Source organism: Paenibacillus soyae, assembly GCF_024623455.1.
Classification (GTDB): Bacteria; Bacillota; Bacilli; order Paenibacillales; family Paenibacillaceae; genus Pristimantibacillus; species Pristimantibacillus soyae.
Window position 1 is genome coordinate 104,658 of sequence record NZ_JANIPJ010000009.1, and the last position, 12,973, is coordinate 117,630.

Genomic DNA, 12,973 nt, shown 5'->3' on the forward strand with positions numbered 1-12,973 from the left:
CGCGTCCGGCATGTCGGCCCGCCATCGAAAGCGGGAGGGGAAGTTTGTTGGCAAAAACGGCATTTGTATTTCCCGGTCAGGGAGCCCAGGCCGTCGGCATGGGGAAGGACGCTTACGAGGCGTTCGCTAATGTGAAGGAGCTATTCGGCCAAGCGGACCAAGCGCTCGGCTTCGATCTGACGTCGCTGATCTTCGAGGGGCCGGAGGAGTCGCTGAAGCAAACCGCGAATACGCAGCCGGCGCTGCTTACGGTTTCCGTCGCGTATTTGAAGCTGCTGGAAGGAAGCGGTCTGAAGGCGGATTACGTCGCGGGCCACAGCCTCGGCGAATACAGCGCGCTTGTCGCTGCTGGCGTTCTCTCCTTCGAGGATGCGGTTCGAATCGTGCGCGCGCGCGGGCAGTACATGGAGCAGGCTGTTCCCAGCGGACAGGGCGCCATGGCCGCGGTGCTTGGAGCGGAGCGCGAAGCCCTAGCACAGTTGTGCGAGTCGATTACCGCGGAAGGCGCGGCTGTCGAGCTTGCGAACGTCAACTGTCCCGGTCAGATCGTCGTATCCGGAACGGCTGCTGGCGTGCAGGCCGTCGTGGAGAAGGGCAAGGAAATCGGCGCGAAGCGGGTAATCCCCCTTGAAGTGAGCGGACCGTTCCATTCCTCCTTGATGAAGCCGGCCGCCGAGAGACTGGCGGAGACGCTAGAGGCGCCCCAGTGGAAGGACGCCGAGGTTCCGGTAGTCGCGAACGTAACGGCGAAGGAAGTGACGGAAGCTTCCGCGATCCGCGGACTTCTCGTGGAGCAGGTCTATTCTCCGGTATTATGGGAGGACAGCGTTCGTTACCTGATCGAACAAGGCGTGGACACATTCGTGGAGATCGGATCGGGAACGGTTCTTGCCGGCCTGATCAAAAAAATCGACCGCAATGTACGCGTCATCTCGGTGAACAGCATCTCCGCGCTCGACGCGCTGCAAGTGCAGTAAGATCCTTATTTTTGGGAGGGAATCCTATATGTTTGCGAGTCTGGAAGGCAAGAAAGCGCTTGTTACGGGCGCTTCCCGCGGCATCGGACGTGCCATCGCCATATCGCTCGCGGAAGCGGGAGCGGACGTGGCCATCAACTATTCCGGCAGCGAAGCGGCAGCCGCCGAGACGGCTTCGGCCGTGGAAGCGCTGGGCCGCCGCGCGATCCTCGTGAAGGCGAACGTCGGCAAGGCCGAAGAGTTCGAAGCCATGGTGAAGGACGTCATCGAGCAGCTTGGCTCCATCGATATCCTGGTGAATAACGCGGGCATTACAAGAGATAATTTAATCATGCGCATGAAGGAAGAGGAGTTCGACCAGGTCATCGAGACGAATCTGAAGGGCGTGTTCAACGGCATCAAGGCCGTCACTCGTCCGATGATGAAGCAGCGCTCGGGCCGGATCATCAACATTTCCTCCGTCGTCGGCGTGCTCGGCAATCCGGGACAGGCTAATTACGTGGCCGCCAAAGCGGGAGTCATCGGCCTCACGAAGGCAAGCGCGCGAGAGCTCGCTTCCCGCGGGATCACGGTGAATTGCGTGGCGCCGGGCTTCATCCAGACGGACATGACGGACAAGCTGCCGGAAGACATGAAGGCGACGCTGTCCGGGCAAATTCCGCTGGCAAAACTTGGCGATCCCGCCGATATCGCGAACGCGGTGCGGTTCCTGGCATCCGACGCGGCGTCGTATATGACGGGTCAGACCGTTCATATCGACGGCGGCATGTATATGTAACATACGCGCGGGATATCACGGTATGCCGCAAGGTAAAGATGGCATTTTAGAATTAATTCTCGTATAATACGGTGGAGGAGGTGAACCGGATGTCCGAAGTAGTAGATCGCGTAAAACGTATTGTCATCGACCGCCTTGGCGTAGACGAAGCAGAAGTAACGCTTGAAGCTTCCTTCAAAGATGACCTCGGAGCTGACTCTCTTGACGTCGTAGAATTGGTCATGGAGCTGGAAGACGAGTTTGATATGGAAATCTCTGATGAAGACGCAGAGAAAATCACGACGGTGGGAGAAGTTGTAGCCTACATACAATCTCATACCTAAAGGATGGACAAGTCCCGTTGCGAATAACGGGACTTCTCTCCATGTTAAGCGTATTTGCGGTGATCAAAAGCGGATTTTTGAACTACCTCTTTATACATGATTACAGGGCTTAAAAGCTATTACATAGAGAATGAAGGAAGATCGCTTCGCGGTTTTTCCTAATCGCTGGTTGCTGAGGTGAAGAATAATGAAACAAAGAGTTGTCGTTACGGGCATGGGGGTTATGACCTCGCTGGGCTCGGATCTGGAGCAGTTCTGGAACAATTTGCTGGAAGGAAAGTCCGGCGTCTCCGTCATCGAAGCGTTCGATTTCTCAGAGTATCCGACAAGGATCGCGGCCGAAATCAAAAACTTCAATCCGGAAGACTACGGCTTGGATAAAAAAGAAGCGCGCCGAATGGACCGCTTCGTTCAATTCGCGGCGGTGGCCAGCAAGCTTGCCGTCGAAGACGCGGGCCTCGCGATCGGCGAGAACGCGGACGCCGAGCGCGTCGGCGTTATGATCGGCAGCGGCATCGGCGGTCTTGGCACTTGGGAAGACCAGCACAACGTGCTGCTGGAGAAAGGGCCTAAGCGCGTCAGTCCGTTCTTCATCCCGATGATGATCGCGAACATGGCATCCGGACAAGTGTCGATGCTGACCGGCGCCAAAGGCCCGAACAGCACGGCGGTAACGGCTTGCGCGACGGGCACGCACTCCATCGGCGATTCCTTCAAGATGATCCAACGCGGCGACGCGGACGTGATGATCGCAGGAGGCGCGGAAGCTACCATTCGCCCTACGGGCATGGCGGGCTTCTGCTCCATGCGGGCGATGTCGACGCGCAACGAAGAGCCGGAGAAGGCGAGCCGCCCGTTCGACGTGGACCGTGACGGATTCGTCATGGGAGAAGGCGCCGGCGTTCTCGTACTGGAGTCGCTTGAGCACGCGAAAGCGCGGGGCGCGCGTATCTACGCCGAAGTGATTGGTTACGGCATGAGCGGCGACGCCCATCACATGACGGAGCCGGATCCGGACGGAGCGGCCCGCTGCATGGCGAAGGCGATTCGCGACGCGGGAATCGAACCGTCCGAAATTGACTACATTAACGCGCATGGCACTTCGACCCCTGTCGGGGACAAGTCGGAGACGACCGCCATTAAGAAGACGTTCGGCGACCACGCGTATAAGCTGGCCGTCAGCTCGACGAAATCCATGACGGGCCATCTGCTTGGCGCGGCGGGCGGCGTGGAAGCCGTCATTCTGGGCTTGACGCTGAAGAACGGCGTGATCGCTCCAACGATCAATCTCGATAACCAAGATCCCGAGCTTGATCTGGATTACGTGCCGAACACCCCTCGCGAGGCAGACGTGAAGGTGGCGCTGTCCAATTCCTTCGGATTCGGGGGCCATAACGCGACGATCGTGATGAAGGCATATGAAGCATGAACACTTTGACGAGCTGCAGCAGAAGCTGCAGCTCGCTTTCAAACGTACGAAGCTATTGAGGCAGGCGTTTACGCACACGTCTTACGTCAACGAACATAAGCGGGGCTCCGTGCAGGACAATGAACGGCTCGAGTTTCTGGGGGACGCGGTCCTACAGCTTCTGGTATCCGAATACTTGTTCGCGACTTATCCGAAACGTCCGGAGGGCGAGCTGACTCGCATGCGGGCGTCGGTCGTCTGCGAGCCGTCGCTGGCTTATTTCGCGGAACGGCTGGAGCTAGGCAAGCATGTGCTGCTTGGCCGCGGCGAGGAACAGCTCGGCGGAAGGCATCGTCAGGCATTGCTCGCCGATTTGTTCGAATCCTTTATCGGCGCGATTTTCCTGGATGCAGGCATCGAACGGACCCGGAGCTTCCTGGAGGAGCACATGTTTCCGTTCATCGAATCGAACGATTTCGGCCTCCTGATGAAGGACGCGAAGTCGAAGCTGCAGGAGAAAGCGCAGCATCACGGCCTCGGACCCGTGGAATATCGCGTGCTCGAAGAACGCGGTCCTGCCCATGACCGGGAATTCATCGTGGAGGTCTTCCTCGGAACGGAGCGCTACGGAAGAGGCGCGGGCCGCACGAAGAAAGAAGCGGAGCAGCGCGCCGCAGCCGAAGCGTGGAACTTGCTGTCCAAGGACAAATAAACGATGGCAGCAGAGAAAGGCCGTTGTCGGCGCAAGCCATGAAAATCCCTTTAACCGTCTCGAGGCGGAGCAGAGGGATTTTTTTGTTGGCGCGGCGATTTGACTGGATTTGGAGAGGCCCGAAATGATTAACGCAAATAAGGATTCTGTGGTACAATGTTGGGTGAGGTGAAGGCCAAACTATGTTTTTGAAGAGGATCGAATTAGCGGGTTTCAAGTCCTTCGCCGATAAGACCGAGTTGGAATTTGTAAACGGTATTACGGCGGTGGTCGGGCCGAACGGCTCGGGGAAAAGCAACATCTCCGACGGCATCCGGTGGGTGCTCGGCGAGCAAAGCGCCAAGAGCCTTCGGGGCGGCAAGATGGAGGATATTATTTTCGCGGGCAGCGACGCGCGCAAAGCGGTGAACTACGGAGAAGTGTCGCTTACGCTCGACAATTCGGACAACGCGCTGCCGCTCGAATATAACGAAGTAACGGTAACGAGAAGGGTGCATCGCAGCGGCGACAGCGAATACATGATCAATAAGCAGCCATGCCGCTTGAAGGATATTACGGAGCTGTTCATGGATACGGGCATCGGCAAAGAAGCCTATTCCATCATCGGACAGGGGCGAATCGAGGAGATCTTGAGCACGCGATCCGAGGATCGCCGGGGCATCTTCGAAGAAGCTTCCGGCATCGTGAAGTACAAATCGCGCAAACGCGAAGCGCAGAAGAAGCTCGACGAGACCGAGCAGAATCTGCTGCGGATCCACGACCTCGTGTCGGAGCTGGAGGATCAGGTCGGCCCTCTGAAGAAGCAGTCGGAGAAGGCGATCCATTTCAAAGCGCTCAAGGAAACGCTGAAAACAAAAGAAATCTCGATGTACGTACATAATATCGAGACGGTGCACCAGACATGGTCCGAGGCCAAGGGCAAGCTGGACAAGCTGACGGCCGAGCAGCTGCAGCTGTCCACGATCGTCAGCAAGCACGACGCGCATCTGGAGCAGGATAGACTGCAGCTTAGGGACATCGAGCAGGCGCTCGATCAGCTTCACGAATCCATGCTGCAAATTAGCGAAGACGTAGAGAAATGCGAAGGCTTTGGCGAAGTGTTGAAGGAGCGCAAGCGGAATCTGGAGCAGAACAAGAAGCAGCTTGAGGAGTCTATTGCGGCCCAGGACGCGAGGATTGCCGCGCTAACCAAGGATGAAGCCGAGTTCCGGAGCCGCGCGGCCGCGCTGGAGCTGGAGCTCGCGGAGCTTCGAACGAAGCTGGCCGCGGAGGAAGCGAACCTGATCGGCGTCGCGGGAGGAGCCGTCGTCGACGCGGAGGAGCGTCTGAAGGGCGAATTGCTCGACGTACTCAGCGCCATGGCGCAGCACCGGAACGAGATTCGTTACGCCGCGCAGCAGAAAGAGACGCTTCAGCGCCGCATGGAACGTCTCAGCGAAGACGAGTCCAAATGGGCCGAGCAGCAGGCGAAGCTCGAGGAGCGCCGGAAGTCGCTCGAGCTTTCCTTGGCAGAGACGCTTGGGGCGCTCGAGAAGACAAGGAACAAGATGCTCGAGGAATCCGAGTCGGTGAAGACGCTTGCCTCGCAAATGGACGAAGTCATGTCGTCGATCCGCAAGTGGGAGCAGCGACTCGACAGCCATATCTCGAGACGCGACACGATGAAGGAAATGCAGGACGCGCTTGACGGCTTTATGCAAGGGGTCAAAGAAGTGCTGAAAGCAGCCCGCCGAACTTCGGGCGGGATTGAAGGCGTTCACGGGGCGGTCGCGGAGCTGGTGCGCGTGCCGCAGCGAATCGAGATCGCGGTCGAGACGGCGCTCGGAGGGGCGCTGCAGCATATCGTCATGGAGGACGAGCGTACGGCAAGGAACGCGATCGCGTTCCTGAAGCAGCGTCAGCTGGGCCGCGCGACGTTCCTGCCGCTGGACGTTATACGCGGCCGGATGGTGCCGGAGAACGATAAGCGCACGATTGCCTCTGTCGAAGGCTTTGTAGGCGTCGCGTCGGAGCTCGTGCAATGCGATGAGCGCTATCAGGCAATCGTTAATAACTTGCTCGGCAACGTGCTGCTGGCCGAGACGCTGGAGCAAGCGAACCGTATTGCCTCGCGCTGTCAGTACCGTTACCGCGTGGTCACTCTGGAAGGCGACGTCGTCAACGCGGGCGGCTCCATGACGGGCGGCAGCCTGCAGAAGAAAGGCGCGAGCCTTCTTGGCAGGGGCCGGCAGATCGAGGCGCTGGATCAGGAGATCAAGGAAGCTCAAGGCACGGTCGCTCAGCTGAGAAGCCGCTTAAGCGATCTGCGCAAGGAGCATTCCATCCGCTCGCAAAATATGGAGGAGCTCCGCGAGCAGGCGGAGCAATGCCGCATTCGCGAGCAAGGCATCCGCTCCGAGCAGCAGCAGCTGCAATCGGAAGCGAAGATGCTGTCGGAGCAGAACGAGCTGTCCACCTCGGAACGCAGCAGCCAGACGATGGAGCAGGAGCAGATCGATCAGCTTGCCGCGGCCGCCGAGCAGCGGCTGGAGCAGCTGACGCAGGACGAAGCGAGGCTGCAGGAAGCGATCCGCATGGCCGAGGAGCGCCGCAAGGCGAGCGAGTCGGCGAAGGAAGAGCTGCAGGGGCAATTGACGGACCTCAAGATCGCGGTCGCGAAGACCGATCAGGAGAAGCTGAGCTTCGAGGATCAGGCCACGCGCGTCCGCTCGGATATTCAGCGCGCGAAGGGCGAGCTGGCGAATTTGCGCTCGCTATACGCGCAGCAAGAGGAAGAGATCGCCCGTCACGGCGAAGAAACCGTCACGCAGATCGAGCAGCTGAACCATCTCCGGATCAAGAAAGCGAACTGCGCCGAGCAGACGGATTTGAAACGGTCGGCCAGGGCGCAGCGGATCGCGGAGCTGGAGCAAGGCGAAAGCGAGACGAAGGAGCAGCGCGCGCAGCTTCGCGCGATCGAAGACCAGATTCGAAGCACGGAGATCGCCGTGAACAGACAGGATGTCGAGCTCGATAATTTATTGCGCAAGCTAAGCGAGGAGTACGAGCTCAGCTTCGAGCTGGCGAAGGAGCAGTATCCGGTGCCGGAGGACGTTCTCGGCGCGCAGAACGAGGTTCGCGACCTGAAGCGCCAAATCTCCGCGCTGGGCGAGGTGAACCTCGGGGCGATCGAGGAATACGAGCGCGTCAAGGAACGCTACGACTTCCTGTCGGAGCAGAAGGACGACCTAATTGAAGCGAAGACCGCTTTGTATCAAGTCATCAAAGAAATGGACGACGAGATGTCGAAGAGGTTCCGCAGCACGTTCGAAGCGATTCGAGGCCACTTTGTCGTCGTCTTCGCGAAGCTGTTCGGCGGCGGCCGCGCGGATCTCATCATGGTCGAGCCGGATCGCGTGCTCGATACGGGCATCGATATCGTAGCCCAGCCACCGGGCAAGAAGCTGCAAAACCTGCAGCTGCTGTCCGGCGGCGAACGCGCGTTGACGGCCATCGCGCTGCTTTTTGCGATTCTGCAGGTGAAGCCGGTTCCGTTCTGCGTGCTGGACGAGGTCGAAGCGGCGCTCGACGAAGCGAACGTCGCGAGATTCGCGCAATATTTGCGGGAATTCTCCGATTTGACCCAATTCATCGTGGTCACGCATCGCAAGGGCACGATGGAGGAAGCAGACGTTCTGTATGGCGTCACGATGGAGGAAGGCGGCGTGTCGAAGCTGGTATCGGTGCGGCTGGAGGAAGACGAGCCGGTGTCGGCTTAGCGCAAGAGCATAAGATAGAGTTTGAACTATGGGCGGTTAGGATGGAGGAACGGCAGGCATGAGTTTTTTTAAGAAGCTGAAAGAGAGCATCGCTTCCAAGACGGAGGCGGTAACGAACGTATTTAAGGAAGGCTTGTCCAAAACGCGCACGGCGTTCGTCGAGAGGGTAGAGGAGCTGATTACCCGCCGCAAGAAGATCGACGAGGAGTTCTACGAGGAGCTTGAAGAGATTCTGATCGGGGCAGACGTCGGCGTAAACACGGTCATGCAGCTGATCGACGAGCTGCGGGGCGAGGTCAAGAAGCGGAAGATCGAGAACGCCGCCGAGCTGCAGCCCGTCTTGTCCGAGAAGCTTGTCGAGATGCTGCGCGGAGACGACCACGCCGAGCTCCGCATGGCGCCGGACGGTCAGATTACAGTCATCCTGTTCGTCGGCGTGAACGGCGTCGGCAAGACGACTACGATCGGCAAGCTGGCTCATAAATTCAAGAGCGAAGGCAAAAACGTGCTTCTGGCTGCCGGCGATACGTTCCGCGCGGGAGCGATCGAACAGCTCGAGGTTTGGGGACAGCGGGTAGGCGTTGACGTGATCAAACAATCGTCCGGCTCGGATCCGGCCGCCGTCATGTTCGACGCCGTTCAGGCGGCGAAGCAGCGTAAGGTAGACGTGCTGCTATGCGATACCGCAGGCCGACTCCAGAACAAAACGAATCTTATGGAAGAGCTGAACAAAATTTTTCGGGTCATTCAGCGCGAGCTCCCGGACGCTCCTCATGAGGTGCTGCTCGTGCTTGACGCGACGACAGGACAGAACGCCCTCAGCCAAGCGAAGCTGTTCGGCGAGAAGAGCGGCGTGACGGGTCTCGTCTTGACGAAGCTGGACGGCACCGCCAAGGGCGGCATCGTCGTCGCGATCCGCAATGAGCTGAACCTGCCCGTCAAGCTGGTAGGCCTCGGCGAGAAAATGGGCGACCTGCAGACGTTCGATTCCGAGCAATTCGTTCACGCGCTGTTCGCGGGGCTGATCAGCAGAGCCGAAGAGCAGGATCCGTCTGCCTAAAAATCGACGTTACGCGGAGTCTTGTCCGCGTAACGTTTTTTATATCGAAAGATCAATTCTAAGGTGACAAGGTAATTTGCTTGACAGGGCATTTGCCTTCCTGTATGATAAGAGACGTTGCAGAAATGCTGTAAAGGAATTTACCTTGACGGTCTTACTTAAGGAGAAGTGAAGGAGGCGGAGGCGTTGAAGGAGATTGCACCGGATGCCTTGGCCCGAACGACAAGAATCAACTTGCTGTTCGACTTCTACGAGAGCCTGCTGACCGAGAAGCAGCGCACCATACTTACATTTTATTATCACGATGACTTCTCGCTTGGCGAGATTGCTTCGGAATTCGGAATTAGCCGGCAAGCCGTCTATGACAATATAAGACGCGCCGAAGCCGCGCTCGAGAGCTACGAAGAGAAGCTGTCGCTTCTGGCCAAGCACGAGCGGCTCGTTCGGTTTACGGAGCAGCTGGAGCAGGAGATTCAGGCCATCGTGACGAATGATTGGGACAAACGGTCCCTTATAGAAGCCGTCGGACGATTCCGGTCGGCAGAAGGAACGGCAAGGGAAGGAGGCGAGGGTTCATGGCAGCATTTGAAAGCTTAAGCAATCGACTGCAGAATGTGTTCAGCAAGCTGAGAGGCAAAGGCAAAGTATCGGAAGCCGATGTCAACGATGCGATGCGTGAGGTTCGCCTGGCGCTTCTGGAAGCCGACGTTAACTTTAAAGTCGTGAAGGATTTCATCGCCAAAGTGAAGGAGCAGGCTATCGGCCTGGACGTATCCAAGAGCTTCACGCCCGGCATGGTCATCATCGACATCGTCAACAAGGAACTGACCGCGCTTATGGGCGGGACCCAGGCCAAGCTTGCGAAAGCGAATAAGCCGCCGACGGTTATTATGATGGTTGGCCTGCAAGGCGCCGGTAAGACGACTACCTCCGGCAAGCTGGCGAAGCTGCTTCAGAAAGGCAATCACAAGCCGCTTCTTGTCGCGTGCGACATCTATCGTCCGGCCGCGATCAAGCAGCTTCAAGTGCTTGGCGAGCAGATCAAAGCGCCTGTCTTCTCGTTAGGCGACCAAACATCGCCTGTGGAAATCGCGAAGCAAGGCTTGCAGCACGCCAAGGAGAACGGCAACGACTACATCATCTTCGATACAGCGGGTCGCTTACATATCGACGAAGAGCTGATGGACGAGCTGAAGCAGATTCACGCTCATGTGAAGCCGGATGAAGTACTCCTTGTCGTCGACGCCATGACAGGACAGGACGCGGTGAACGTCGCTCAGAGCTTCCACGAGCAGCTTGAGCTGACGGGCGTCGTGCTGACGAAGCTCGACGGCGATACGAGAGGCGGCGCGGCCTTATCCGTTAAGGCGGTTACAGGCATGCCGATCAAGTTCGCGGCGATGGGCGAGAAGATCGATTCCTTGGAGCCATTCCATCCGGAGCGGATGGCATCCCGTATTCTCGGCATGGGCGACATGCTGTCGCTGATCGAGAAGGCGCAGGCCGGCATCGACGCCGAGAAAGCCGCCGAGATGGAACGCAAGATGCGCACGGCGGAATTTACGTTCGACGATTTCCTTGAGCAGATGGAGCAAGTCCGTAAGCTGGGACCTCTCGATCAGATCATGGATATGCTTCCCGGCATGAACAAGATGAAGGGCGGCATGAAGGATCTTAAGGTCGACGAGAAGCAGCTTGGCCGCATCGAAGCGATCGTCCGCTCCATGACGAAGGAAGAGAAGCAGAAGCCTGAGCTGCTGAACCATAGCCGGCGCAAGCGCGTCGCGGCCGGCAGCGGCACGACGATCGTGGAAGTGAACCGGTTGATCAAGCAGTTCGACGATATGCGCAAGATGATGAAGCAATTCTCGTCGATGATGGGTCCGAAGGGACCAAAAGGCAAGAAAGGGCTTAAGGGCATGAAAGGCATGCTCGGCCGCAATATGAAGTTCCCGTTCTAATGAACGTATCCCGTATTCTTTGAAGGAGGTGAATGATAATGGCAGTACGTATTCGCTTGAAACGTATGGGCGCTCACAAAGCACCTTTCTACCGCGTCGTTGTATCGGATTCCCGTTCCCCGCGTGATGGACGTTTTATTGAAGAGATCGGCACTTACAACCCGGTAGCTCAGCCAGCTCAAGTCACAATTGACGAAGAGAAAGCGCTGAAATGGCTGCAAACTGGCGCGCAGGCTTCCGACACCGTTCGTAACTTGCTTTCCCAAGCTGGTGTTCTGAAGAAGTTCCATGAGCTTAGACAACAGAAGTAACTGTTGAATAGCGGAGGGCTTTGTGATGAAGGAATTAATTCTTGTCATAGCCAAGGCTTTAGTGGATCATCCGGATGAAGTGCGCGTTGGCGTGAAGGATGATGAGCGGAATACGGTTTACGAGCTGTCGGTTCACCCCGATGACATCGGTAAAGTTATCGGCAAGCAAGGCCGCATCGCCAAAGCGATGCGCACGGTGGTCACCTCGGCTTCGGTCAAATCGAATAAACGCGTCATCGTCGATATTATTTCATAACCGACGGCACGACAGCAGGGTTGGGACGAATGTCCTGACCCTTTTTGCGTGTTATAATAGAGGAAGCACATTGATACATTGATGCACAGAAAGGCTGATCCCATGAGCGAAAAATGGTTTAACGTAGGCAAAATCGTAAATACGCACGGCATTCGAGGCGACGTGAAGGTGCTGCCGCAGACGGATTTTGCGGATGAGCGGTTTGCGCCGGGCAGCAAGCTCATGCTGATGAACGAGCAGACGGGCGAATCGCGCGAAATTAAAATCGTGAGCTCGCGCGAGCAGAAAAACGTGTACTTCTTGAAGCTGGAAGGCTTCAACAATATTAACGACGTAGAGAAATTCAAAGGCTGGATGCTGAAGATATCGGAATCGCAGCAAGGCCAACTCGATGAAGGCGAATATTATTACCACCAGATCATCGGGTGCTCCGTCGTGACCGAAGAAGGCGAAGAGCTGGGCGTCATCTCCGAGATTCTAAGTCCGGGCGCGAATGATGTATGGGTCGTCGAGCGGCCGAAGGCGAAAGGCAAGCAGCTGCTGCTTCCCGTCATCGACGATGTAGTTCTTCACGTGAACGTGGCGGACAAGCGGATCACCGTCCGATTGATGGAAGGGTTGATCTAGCGATGAGAATCGATGTGTTGACGTTATTCCCCGAGATGTTCGAGGGCGTCTTCGGCGCCAGCATTCTGGGTAAAGCGAAGGAGAAGGGGATTGTATCGCTGGAGGCGATCAATTTCCGCAAGTACTCAAACAACAAGCACAGCACGGTCGACGATTATCCGTACGGAGGCGGCGGAGGCATGGTGTTGAAGCCGGAGCCCGTATTCGCGGCCGTGGAAGACTTGCATGTCGGAGCGGAAGGGAAGAAGCCTCGGGTCATCCTCATGTGTCCTCAGGGGGAACGATTCACGCAGCGCAAAGCGGAGGAGCTGTCCCGGGAAGAGCATTTGGTGCTAATTTGCGGCCATTACGAAGGATATGACGAGCGGATTCGCGAGCATCTCGTTACAGATGAGCTCTCAATCGGCGATTATGTGCTGACGGGCGGGGAAATACCGGCGATGACCGTCATCGACAGCGTCGTCAGGCTGCTGCCCGGCGTGCTCGGTAACGAAACGTCGGCCGTTACGGATTCATACAGCACCGGCTTGCTGGAGCATCCTCACTACACGAGACCGCCGGAATTCCGGGGATGGACCGTTCCTGACATTCTGATTTCGGGCCACCACGCCAAAATCGAGCAATGGCGCAGAGAGCAGTCGTTGCTGCGGACGCTCAAGCGCCGGCCCGACTTGCTGGAAGGGGCGGAGCTCACCGCGAAAGAGCGTAAGCTGCTTCAGGAATGGAGCGAGCAGGCACGGGAGCAGGCAGAGGACAAACAATAAGGGAATGCGGCTTCGAAGGAGGCTGCATTCCCTTGTTT

Annotated in this window: 13 protein-coding genes; all 13 read left to right on the top strand. The window is 57.4% G+C overall.

Annotated elements, in window-relative coordinates:
* Positions 1-47 precede the first annotated feature (47 nt).
* Complete coding sequence (gene fabD, locus NQZ67_RS13915; protein WP_257446629.1) at positions 48-977, top strand: ACP S-malonyltransferase; 930 nt, start codon at positions 48-50, stop codon at positions 975-977.
* Between the two features lie 28 nt (positions 978-1,005).
* Positions 1,006-1,755 (top strand): 3-oxoacyl-[acyl-carrier-protein] reductase, encoded by a 750-nt coding sequence (fabG, locus tag NQZ67_RS13920; protein WP_257446632.1) that lies wholly within the window; start codon positions 1,006-1,008, stop codon positions 1,753-1,755.
* Positions 1,756-1,844: 89 nt separating this feature from the next.
* Positions 1,845-2,078 carry an acyl carrier protein gene (gene acpP / locus NQZ67_RS13925; protein ID WP_257446635.1) on the top strand — a complete coding sequence of 78 codons (234 nt, stop codon included), beginning with the start codon at positions 1,845-1,847 and terminating at the stop codon, positions 2,076-2,078.
* Between the two features lie 187 nt (positions 2,079-2,265).
* Entirely contained in the window at positions 2,266-3,507 is a 1,242-nt protein-coding gene (fabF, locus tag NQZ67_RS13930; RefSeq protein ID WP_257446636.1) for a beta-ketoacyl-ACP synthase II, read from the top strand.
* Positions 3,497-4,198: a ribonuclease III gene (gene rnc / locus NQZ67_RS13935; protein ID WP_257446639.1), complete on the top strand. Its 702-nt coding sequence runs from the start codon at positions 3,497-3,499 to the stop codon at positions 4,196-4,198. Before fabF ends, rnc begins: the two co-directional genes overlap by 11 nt.
* A 182-nt stretch (positions 4,199-4,380) precedes the next feature.
* Positions 4,381-7,956 (top strand): chromosome segregation protein SMC, encoded by a 3,576-nt coding sequence (smc, locus tag NQZ67_RS13940; RefSeq protein ID WP_257446641.1) that lies wholly within the window; start codon positions 4,381-4,383, stop codon positions 7,954-7,956.
* A 58-nt stretch (positions 7,957-8,014) separates the two neighbouring features.
* The gene (ftsY, locus tag NQZ67_RS13945; RefSeq protein WP_257446643.1) at positions 8,015-9,016 is read left to right on the top strand and encodes a signal recognition particle-docking protein FtsY; all 1,002 of its coding nucleotides are present in this window, start codon (positions 8,015-8,017) and stop codon (positions 9,014-9,016) included.
* A 186-nt stretch (positions 9,017-9,202) separates the two neighbouring features.
* A complete protein-coding gene (locus tag NQZ67_RS13950) occupies positions 9,203-9,613 on the top strand; it encodes a putative DNA-binding protein (RefSeq protein WP_257446645.1) in 411 nt (136 codons plus the stop codon).
* Positions 9,592-10,977 carry a signal recognition particle protein gene (ffh, locus tag NQZ67_RS13955; protein WP_257446646.1) on the top strand — a complete coding sequence of 462 codons (1,386 nt, stop codon included), beginning with the start codon at positions 9,592-9,594 and terminating at the stop codon, positions 10,975-10,977. Before NQZ67_RS13950 ends, ffh begins: the two co-directional genes overlap by 22 nt.
* A gap of 38 nt (positions 10,978-11,015) precedes the next feature.
* Positions 11,016-11,288 carry a 30S ribosomal protein S16 gene (rpsP, locus tag NQZ67_RS13960; RefSeq protein ID WP_257446649.1) on the top strand — a complete coding sequence of 91 codons (273 nt, stop codon included), beginning with the start codon at positions 11,016-11,018 and terminating at the stop codon, positions 11,286-11,288.
* A gap of 25 nt (positions 11,289-11,313) precedes the next feature.
* Complete coding sequence (locus NQZ67_RS13965) at positions 11,314-11,544, top strand: KH domain-containing protein (protein WP_257446651.1); 231 nt, start codon at positions 11,314-11,316, stop codon at positions 11,542-11,544.
* A gap of 102 nt (positions 11,545-11,646) precedes the next feature.
* Positions 11,647-12,171 (top strand): ribosome maturation factor RimM, encoded by a 525-nt coding sequence (gene rimM, locus NQZ67_RS13970; RefSeq protein ID WP_257446653.1) that lies wholly within the window; start codon positions 11,647-11,649, stop codon positions 12,169-12,171.
* A 2-nt stretch (positions 12,172-12,173) separates the two neighbouring features.
* Positions 12,174-12,935, top strand: a complete 762-nt coding sequence (gene trmD / locus NQZ67_RS13975) for a tRNA (guanosine(37)-N1)-methyltransferase TrmD (protein WP_257446655.1) — start codon at positions 12,174-12,176, stop codon at positions 12,933-12,935.
* Positions 12,936-12,973: the final 38 nt, after the last annotated feature.

Excerpts from the sequence above, each read along its gene's own strand:
- fabG (WP_257446632.1), top strand. The coding sequence starts at position 1,006 with ATGTTTGCGAGTCTGGAAGGCAAGAAAGCGCTTGTTACGGGCGCTTCC.
- acpP (WP_257446635.1), top strand. The coding sequence starts at position 1,845 with ATGTCCGAAGTAGTAGATCGCGTAAAACGTATTGTCATCGACCGCCTT.
- fabF (WP_257446636.1), top strand. The coding sequence starts at position 2,266 with ATGAAACAAAGAGTTGTCGTTACGGGCATGGGGGTTATGACCTCGCTG.
- rnc (WP_257446639.1), top strand. The coding sequence starts at position 3,497 with ATGAAGCATGAACACTTTGACGAGCTGCAGCAGAAGCTGCAGCTCGCT.
- smc (WP_257446641.1), top strand. The coding sequence starts at position 4,381 with ATGTTTTTGAAGAGGATCGAATTAGCGGGTTTCAAGTCCTTCGCCGAT.
- ftsY (WP_257446643.1), top strand. The coding sequence starts at position 8,015 with ATGAGTTTTTTTAAGAAGCTGAAAGAGAGCATCGCTTCCAAGACGGAG.
- ffh (WP_257446646.1), top strand. The coding sequence starts at position 9,592 with ATGGCAGCATTTGAAAGCTTAAGCAATCGACTGCAGAATGTGTTCAGC.
- rpsP (WP_257446649.1), top strand. The coding sequence starts at position 11,016 with ATGGCAGTACGTATTCGCTTGAAACGTATGGGCGCTCACAAAGCACCT.
- NQZ67_RS13965 (WP_257446651.1), top strand. The coding sequence starts at position 11,314 with ATGAAGGAATTAATTCTTGTCATAGCCAAGGCTTTAGTGGATCATCCG.
- rimM (WP_257446653.1), top strand. The coding sequence starts at position 11,647 with ATGAGCGAAAAATGGTTTAACGTAGGCAAAATCGTAAATACGCACGGC.
- trmD (WP_257446655.1), top strand. The coding sequence starts at position 12,174 with ATGAGAATCGATGTGTTGACGTTATTCCCCGAGATGTTCGAGGGCGTC.